Annotated in this window: 6 protein-coding genes and 1 pseudogene; 3 read left to right on the top strand and 4 right to left on the bottom strand. The window is 40.5% G+C overall.

The window, feature by feature from the left end; genetic code table 11:
• The first annotated feature begins 351 nt into the window (after nt 1-351).
• Both AABK37_RS38235 and AABK37_RS38230 read left to right on the top strand, forming a co-directional pair.
• Complete coding sequence (locus AABK37_RS38235; protein WP_432556634.1) at nt 352-4,197, top strand: PAS domain S-box protein; 3,846 nt, start codon at nt 352-354, stop codon at nt 4,195-4,197.
• Between the two features lie 489 nt (nt 4,198-4,686).
• Nucleotides 4,687-5,013, top strand: coding sequence for an STAS domain-containing protein (locus tag AABK37_RS38230; protein WP_039742943.1), 327 nt, complete (start codon nt 4,687-4,689; stop codon nt 5,011-5,013).
• On the opposite strand, the gene AABK37_RS38225 is transcribed toward AABK37_RS38230, so the two are convergent.
• Complete coding sequence (locus AABK37_RS38225) at nt 5,014-6,150, bottom strand: PP2C family protein-serine/threonine phosphatase (protein WP_432556633.1); 1,137 nt, start codon at nt 6,148-6,150, stop codon at nt 5,014-5,016.
• 65 nt (nt 6,151-6,215) lie between these two features.
• On the opposite strand from AABK37_RS38225, the gene AABK37_RS38220 reads away from it, so the two are divergent.
• Nucleotides 6,216-6,434, top strand: a complete 219-nt coding sequence (locus tag AABK37_RS38220; protein ID WP_432556632.1) for a hypothetical protein — start codon at nt 6,216-6,218, stop codon at nt 6,432-6,434.
• Nucleotides 6,435-6,438: 4 nt separating this feature from the next.
• On the opposite strand, the gene AABK37_RS38215 is transcribed toward AABK37_RS38220, so the two are convergent.
• From AABK37_RS38215 to AABK37_RS38205, 3 genes and pseudogenes are all read right to left on the bottom strand, one after another.
• Complete coding sequence (locus AABK37_RS38215; protein ID WP_432556631.1) at nt 6,439-7,206, bottom strand: DUF1350 family protein; 768 nt, start codon at nt 7,204-7,206, stop codon at nt 6,439-6,441.
• 202 nt (nt 7,207-7,408) lie between these two features.
• Nucleotides 7,409-8,128 carry a hypothetical protein gene (locus tag AABK37_RS38210; RefSeq protein WP_432556630.1) on the bottom strand — a complete coding sequence of 240 codons (720 nt, stop codon included), beginning with the start codon at nt 8,126-8,128 and terminating at the stop codon, nt 7,409-7,411.
• Nucleotides 8,129-8,572: 444 nt separating this feature from the next.
• Nucleotides 8,573-8,907 (bottom strand): annotated as a pseudogene (locus tag AABK37_RS38205) (hypothetical protein); the annotation flags it as partial.

Raw genomic sequence — 8,907 nt, 5'->3', positions numbered from 1 at the left:
GGGAGCGGGGGGGGCAGGGGGGGAGGGGGGACAAGGGGGAGCAGGGAGACAAGGGGGATTATCCTCACAACCATCAAATAACAACAATCAAATAACAACCATCAACTAACAACCATCAACTAACAACCATCAACTAACAACCATCAACTAACAACCATCAACTAACAACCATCAACTAACAACGCTCCCACAATGTTGATAAATCGAAAACATTGGGAATACTAAAAAATGTAGAGGCGATCGCCTTGTCATCGTTACAACGGTGGTTTGTTTAATTTTCTTCTATCGGTGGATGAAACGCTAACATAAAGGACTTCGGGTATGCAAAAGGACAACAACAGAAATGAGTCTGTGTCTCAACTACAGGTACTCAGCAATAATTGTCCACCGAGACAGCAATTAAATGAGGAATTAGAAGCCAGAGTAGAAGAACGCACTGCCGAACTCAATCGCGTGGTTGTTCAGTTGCAGGAAGAAGTTAAGAAACGCATCGAGATAGAAAATAAACTGCGATCGTCAGAACAGTTTTTGCAGTTGGTCATCGATAGCATCCCACAGTTAATTTTTTGGAAAGATAAAAATTCTGTATATCTTGGCTGCAACCAGAAATTTGCCCATGTTGCGGGTGTAGGTTTGCCAGAAAATATTATTGGCAAGACTGACTATGATTTGCCTTGGAAAAAAGAAGAAACCTCGTGGTTTCGAGAGTGCGATCGGCGTGTTATGGAATCTGACACCCCAGAATTACATATCATTGAGCCACAAAAGACGGCTGATGGCAAGCAGACTTGGGTAGATACTAATAAAATTCCTCTGCGGGATGCTCAGGGTAATGTGGTAGGTATCCTTGGTACAGCCGAAGACATCAGCGATCGCAAACAAACTGAGTCAGCTTTACGGCAAAGTGAAGCTAAATTGCAAAAACTATCAGCAAATGTTCCAGGAATGTTGTACCAGTTTATGCTACATCCTGATGGCTCTTTTTCCTGTCCCTTTATTAGTTCTGGTTGTTATCAAGTGTACGGGTTGACACCAGAAGAAATTCAAGCAGATCCCAACAGAATATTGTCTCTGCTCGATCCAATTCAACGTGAGAAGTATGAGCAATCTGTCACCGTTTCTGCTCAGACATTGCAACCTTGGCACTGGGAAGGACAAATTGTCATGCCCTCCGGACAAGTAAAATGGCTACAAGCTGCATCCCGTCCGGAATTGCAAGCGGATCGATCGATTATCTGGGATGGCTTGGTGATGGATGTTACCCATATTAAACAGACAGAAGAGGCACTTCACCAAGCTTATACAGAACTGGAAAGACGTGTAGAAGAGCGAACTCAAGAATTAGTACAAAGCAACCAAGCGCTACAAGCTGAAATTGCCGATCGCAAACTTGTAGAAGCTGCCTTAATGCTTTACAAGCAAGCAGTAGAAAGCTCAAGTGATGCGATTGGCATAGCAGATGCAGCAGGCAATCATATTTACCAGAATCCGGCATTTTGCAAACTTTACGAATGCGAAACACCGCAAGCATTCATAGAATTTGGTGGCATCAAGAGTGTAATTACTGAGCCAAAAATTGCTCAAGAGATACAGCAAACCATCATTTCTGGTGAATCTTGGATTGGTGAGGTTCAGCAAAAATCTCTTAGTGGTCGGATGATGCAGACTTTGTTAAAGTCATATCCGATTAAAGATTTTACAGGCAAAAATATCGGTTTCGTTGGCGCTATTACCGACATTACCGAACGAAAGCAAGCTTTATCAGCCCTACGAGAGCAAGAACAGTTTTTGCGTAGTATGTATGATGGCGTTGAACATGTAATTTTTTTAGTTGACGTTCTGGAAAATAATGACTTCTGCTATGCAGGTTGGAACATTGCCGCAGAAAATGTCACGGGTATGAGCAGTGCAGAAATAGCCGGTAGAACACTAGAGTATGTACATGGTGCAGTTGAAGGTGCAAAAGTGCGTCAGAACTTGACTAAATGTCTGGAAATCAAGGCACCAATTAGCTATGAAGAATGCCTAACTTTTGAAGGTGAAGAATTTTGGTGGTTGACTACGATTAATCCCCTTCAAGACAGTGAAGGGAGAATTTACCGATTAGTAGGAACAACATTTAATATAAGCGATCGCAAAAGAGCAGAAACTCAACTGCAACAGCAAGAAGAATTCCTTCGCACAGTCTTTGATGGCTCGGAAAATCCTATATTTGTAGTGGATGTTCAAGAAGACGGTGAATTTTGCCATGTAGCTTATAATAGCGCCGCAGAGCGTGCCACGGGTATGAGCAGTGCAGAAGTAATCGGTAAAACTCCAGAACAATTGCATGGTGCAGTTACAGGTGCAGCAGTGCGTCGGAAGTTCGCAAGCTGCCTAAAAGCAGGTAAGTCCATTACTTACGAAGAATGCTTCACTTTCCACGGTAAAGAAACTTGGTGGTTGACTACGATTAATCCCCTTCAAGACAGCGAAGGTAGAATTTACCGATTGGTAGGAACAACATTTAATATAAGCGATCGCAAACGAACTGAAGCAACTCTATTAGAACAAGAACAATTTCTTCGTACAGTCTTCCAGGGTTCGGAAAATCCCATATTTGTCATAGATGTTCTTAAAGACGGTGACTTCCGCCATGCGGGATGGAACGCAGCTACAGAACGCGCCACTGGTCTAAGTAATGCCGAAGTAATTGGTAAAACACCGGAGTATGTACATGGTGCAATTGAAGGTGCACAAGTGCGTCAGCGATACACAAACTGCTTAAAAGCAGGTACATCAATTAGCTATGAAGAATGCTTAAATCTTCAGGGTGAAGAAACTTGGTGGTTGACTACGATTAATCCCCTTCAAGACAGCGAAGGGAGAATTTACCGATTGGTGGGGACAACATTAAATATTAGCGATCGCAAACGAGCCGAAGCAACCTTATTAAAACAAGAGCAATTCCTTCGCAGCGTCTTCGATGGATCGCAAAATCCCAAATTTGTGGTGGATGTTCTCAAAGACGGTGACTTCCGCATTGCAGGTTGGAACCCAGCTACTGAACGCGCCACTGGTCTAAGTAGTGCTGAAGTAATTGGTAAAACACCGGAGTGTGTATATGGTGCAGTTGAAGGTGCACAAGTGCGTCAGCGATATACAAACTGCTTAAAAGCAGGTACGTTAATTAGCTACGAAGAATGCTTAAATCTTCAGGGTGAAGAAATTTGCTGGCTGACGACTATCAATCCCTTGAAAGACAGTGAAGGTAGAATTTATCGGTTAGTAGGAATAGTATTTAATCTCACTGAGCGCAAACGCGCAGAAACTCAGTTAAAGCAACAAGCAGAAGACCTAGAAAAAACTCTCCAAGAACTCCAACGCACACAAATGCAACTTATTCAAAGCGAGAAAATGTCTGGTTTAGGTCAACTTGTAGCAGGTGTTGCTCACGAAATCAACAACCCTGTCAATTTTATTTACGGCAATCTTACTTATGCTAACGACTACATTGAAGATTTATTAAAATTACTACACTTATATGAGCAACATTATCCCGATCCGGTTTGGCAAATTCAAGAATTAGCTGAAGATATAGACTTAAATTTCTTAATAGAGGATTTACACAAACTTCTTAAATCAATGAAAGTTGGTGCAGAGCGCATTCGGGAAATTGTGTTATCTCTACGCACCTTTTCCCGCATGGATGAAGCCCAGATGAAAGAAGTAGATATCCATGAAGGTCTTGATAGCACGCTGATGATTTTAGAACATCGCATCAAAGCTAAACCTGACCGTAAAGCTATTGAAGTGATCAAAGAATATGGTAACTTGCCTTTGGTGGAATGTTATGCCGGACAACTCAACCAAGTATTTATGAATATTTTGGCGAATGCGATCGATGCTTTGGAAGAGTCATTAGTAAATGAGTCGGAAAAATTGACAACTCCGCAGATTCGTATTTGTACGGAACTTATTTCGGGCGATCGCGTCAAAATTAGCATTGCCGATAATGGATTGGGTATACCATCCGCCATAAAAGCGCGATTATTTGACCCTTTCTTTACCACCAAAGCGATTGGTAAAGGCACTGGTATGGGACTTTCGATTAGTTATCAGATTATCAGCGATCGGCACGGCGGCTCTTTGGAATGTATTTCCCAGCCAGGAACCGGCGCTGAATTCGCGATCGCAATTCCTTTATGCCAACGATAAATTATTACTATTATCTTGCCAAATTACTTAATCTGAAGATAACATTGCGCTAATAACATCAAGCTTTTCTATGAAGTTTCTTAACTGTGACATAACTTTAAATTAAAAATATCATACCTAGGAGGTATTAGTTCTCAGTTAATATTTTATCATTTTTAATTATATGAATCTAATGAAATATCACTGCTGAGAGTTGAGTTGTAGAGACGTTCCACACTCCCACGTCTGTACAAAATAAGTTTTCTATTGCCTATTATTAAGTCATCCAACCTGACTTCAAAAGAACAGCTCGGAAAAATGAGATTTTCATGCGTGCTGAGAAAACTGACTTCACGAAGGCAACTTGATTATTTATTATCTCAAATTCCTTTCCGTTAATTAATCATTAATTATTTTTATTTGGCAACATTTCTTCAAATGAATTATGATTGGTACATACATGCCGATCCAAAAGCTGTATCATTTATACCAACAACTGCTTGAGATATTATGAGTCCTTTAATCAAAGTTTTTCAACCCAGTGGAATTTTAGATGCCAGTGAATCCCAAGAGTTTCGCCAAGAAATTACTGAAATCGCAGACAGCGGGGCGAAAATTGTCTTAGTTGATTTTCAAAATGTGACTTTTATGGATAGTTCCGGACTGGGGGCTTTAGTGTTAGCCTTCAAAGCTTTACGAGCTGCGGACATTAAACTTGTTATCTGCTCGATTAATGAACAAGTCAGGATATTATTTGAACTGACTGGTATGGATAAGGTATTTGAAATATTTCCCAGCCAAGAAGAATTTAATCAGAATGTACTCTCGATAATTTAATTAGTCAAATTTTATCTGGAGGATAGATAAATCATCATCAAAAGCCTCTTTGGAGTTTAAATCGGTTAGGTAATTTAGTACCTCGTCGAGTTGCCTTTCACTCCTATGTTGTAACTCGATCAGCATCTGAATGAAAGCGTCTAAACTCCAAAGTGTTCCATCTGATTTCGTGATTTCGTAAACGCCATCACTAAAGATATAAAGAGTGCTGCACTCTTCAATATTGCAAAATCCATCAACGTATTTTGCTTCCGGAAACATTCCAACTGGCATTCCGGGGGTTCTTAATTGTTTGACTTCGGTAACGTTAAGAGATTTGCTCGATATTAATATTGCTGGAGGATGACCAGCACTAGAGTAAATTAATTGACGCTTGATGCGGTTGTAAACTCCATACCAGATTGTGAAATATTTGTCATTTTGATAATTCATCTGGAAAGTGTCGTTTAACGCTCTGAGTACCTCACTAGGTTGATAGTAATTAAGACTTTTGAGAGCGCGGGAACGAAGTAAATTCAGCACAGAAATAGAGGGAAGAGTGGCTTTGAGTCCGTGTCCGGCGGTATCTAGTAGATAAATTGCCATATAATCAGGATCGAGCCAGTAGTAATCGAAACAATCGCCGCCGAGTTGTCGTGAGGGAATAAAGCGAGAATTGATGGTGAGGAGTTCTGACATCGGCTGAGGCAAAAGAGAACGCACATATTCGGCAGCTTCTGCCATTTCCGCTTCTAAAAGTAGCTTTTGAGATTGCAAATCTCGACTTAATTGATGCAGACGCAATCCTGCTCTTACTCGCGCTTGCAATTCATTATGCTCGATGGGTTTGGTGATAAAATCATCAGCACCTGCATCTAACCCCTTGACGCGATCGGCTACGGAATCTAAAGATGTTAATAAAATAAAGAATGTTGTCGATAAATTCGGATCTGTCTTGATATAATGGCAGACTTCCAGCCCATTTAATCCTGGCATAATCCAATCACAAATAATTAATGCCGGCTGGCAAGCAAGTACTTTTGCGATTCCTTCAGAACCATTGCTGGCAGCGATTACCTCATAACCCTGTTTTTCCAACATCCTTTTCAGCAGGATTTGCACTGAACGGTCATCATCAATTACTACGATTTGAAACATGGGAAATGACGGGTAAGAATAAATAATAATTTTTGTAAAATAAAAATAAAATTGGGAATTGGGCATTGGGAAATGGGCAATTGTTTAATGGGAATAAAAAGAAGCTAGACGTATTTCACTTGCCCACTTGGATCATGCCCCATGACGGCTTTCTTCGCGTCTGCCGGGAGACCCGGACGCGGCTACGCCTCAAGTCGGGCATTGCCCGCCCAGCCGAAAGCGGCGATCCAACGCACTGCCTCCCCCATGCCCAATGCCCCATGCCCAATTTTTTACAGTTATAAAACATTATGGCGGTGAAAGGGGATTCAGCCACAAGAGCATAGCGCGTTTTAGTTGATTTAAGTCGCGGTACACTTCTTGTTTAAACCACTGTCCCAAAGCATCAATGGGAGTGAATGATGCTCCAGGTTGCCATTTAACATCTTGACCTAAGGGTGTAACATGACTTCCAGGCAGGGTTTGTGCTGTCACCATATCGGGAAAGCGTTGTTGTAATATTTCCTTTAAAGCTGCTGATTGGTCAAGGGTGTCGTTACTAAATTTTATTAACAAGTTGCGACGGACGTTATAGCGTTCTTGCACAAGTTTGTTAGTTTCCAACGGTGAAGGAGTAAACTCGATCGCAAAAGTATTATTAAATTGTTCCACTAAGGGGATAGCATCCCGTGCAGCGTAGTTGTTAAAGGATATGAGAATATTACCTGCGCGTTCTACACTCAAGATACTGCCGATGAGTAAGTGGAGTTTACAACCCATGCTGTGTCCCAATCCGTAGATGGGGAGGTAGCGCTTGCGTAATGCTGAGGAATCGTGTAAACGTTCGATAACGCGATCGAAGTTTAGCTGTACAGATTTAGCGATCGCTATATGATCTAATGTGTTGACAAATGGCGTAGCAATGATAACATAGCCTTTTTCCGCCAGCTGTTCTAGTAACCAACGGTAAGTCAGGTGAGGTGCTGTAGCGACGAATGCACCACCCAGGAAATGGATGATACCGATGGGATTTCGGGGAATTAACACCCAATTGCCTTGAATTTCTTTCCAGTCCATACCGATGAGCGATCGCTCTAATTTAATGTTTCTTTATATTAGACTCTGCACGGCTGGAGTGGGGGAGATGGGGAGATGGGGAGAGGGGGGGATGGGGAGATGGGGAGATGGGGAGACAAACTCCCCCTGCCCCCTGCAAAGTGCCCCCTTGTCCTCCTTGTCTCCTTGTCTCCTTGTCTCCTTGTCCCCTTGTCCCCTAATCTTACCCTTGACTCTGCAACCTTCTCATTTCAAGTTGCACGTCTAACGCAATCTGCAATGCTTCATTTAGTAACCTTCCATGTTCAGTAGCTTGTTCGCTAACTTGCATTGCCGATAAAGTCGGTAAATTGTTAGCAAACAAATCTGTATTTTTGATAATAAAATTTTTATTTTCTCTCAAAACTCTTTCTGTTTTCAAAGCGCGAATCAAATCATTTCTGGTTAGCTTAAGTGCGTCAAGTACTTTTTCTCTTTCTTTTAAAGTTACTCCAGGATTGCCAGCTTCTTCTATTTGGTCGTTGATATCTATTGCTTTAATTACAGAATTATATCTATCAACATCATTTAAAAGAATTTCCAAAGATGGTGTAATGTTCTTTCTCAAAAATTTAATTCTTTTTTTCCACCACAAGTATAATATAGTTTGCGTTATCCCACCTCCAATCAAAGTTAATATTATTAACAATATCCAAGAAGGAATTGTTACCCATGTTGCAAACACCTTAAGTATTACATCCAATATCAGATAGCTAAAAACAAATATAGAAAATCCAATAAATACTACAGTAGCACCTTCAGAACCTTTAATTCTTTCTATAAATATCTGTCCCAATCTTTTGATAGGGTTAACAATTATCCTTAGTTCGTCTTTCACAGGTAGATTTGTTAATTTTTGTAGTTGCTTTTGGCTAATCTCCAAGCCCTCTAAATCATCCCTCACAGCTTTCCCATCCTTGCGAAAAGAGTTGTTTAGTATTATATAACAATCATCATTATGTAAAATCCGCTAATTTTGCATTTTGTCAAGCTTTATCAATAAAATTTATTTTATGTCAATTAGTATACATTCATTTTGTAATAAAATGAAACATGAAATATTCTTGTTTGGACAAACAGCTTATCTGATTGAAGAGATAATGGTAAAAAGTATACGTAATTCGTGTGATGTTATATAGCTTTAAAGACTGCGCCGTGAAAAAATAGACAAAAATATGAGATTTAGTTAAATAGACTTACTTTATTGCCCATTTTCTCAGCTTAGAAGCATGACTAGACAAGTCCTCCAGATTAACTCGTTACTATTGTAGCCAGACTTATGAAGCAAGAGCTACGCTGTTAGATATTTAATTTACACGTCTGGGTTGATAGAGAAGCTGAGTTAGTACTACTGACGAATTCCTTTAATAAACTCAGTTCTTGCTTCAAGTATTGAGGGCATTAAAACACAAGTGGCGAATAAATTTAGATTTAATTCTGGTAGCAATTCACTACGGTAAATCTGTTCATAATTATCATCGCGGAGTCGATATAAAGATAACTGATTATTTTCCCAAAACCGAACTTCGGTGATTTGAAAGCGTTTGTATTTTTCTAGTTTATCTATGCTGCCACTGGTAATATAGCAGTTCCCATTCAGATGCGGTACAACATTATATCGTCGCGTGTAGGGGCACGGCAGTGCCGTGCCCCTACGGGTGTACCTCACGTAACCGAGAATTG

The organism is Tolypothrix sp. VBCCA 56010 (assembly GCF_050875635.1).
In the GTDB taxonomy this organism is placed as follows: Bacteria; Cyanobacteriota; Cyanobacteriia; order Cyanobacteriales; family Nostocaceae; genus Hassallia.
The sequence above is the reverse complement of the archived record's forward strand: the minus strand, read 5'-3'. Positions and strand labels throughout refer to the sequence as shown.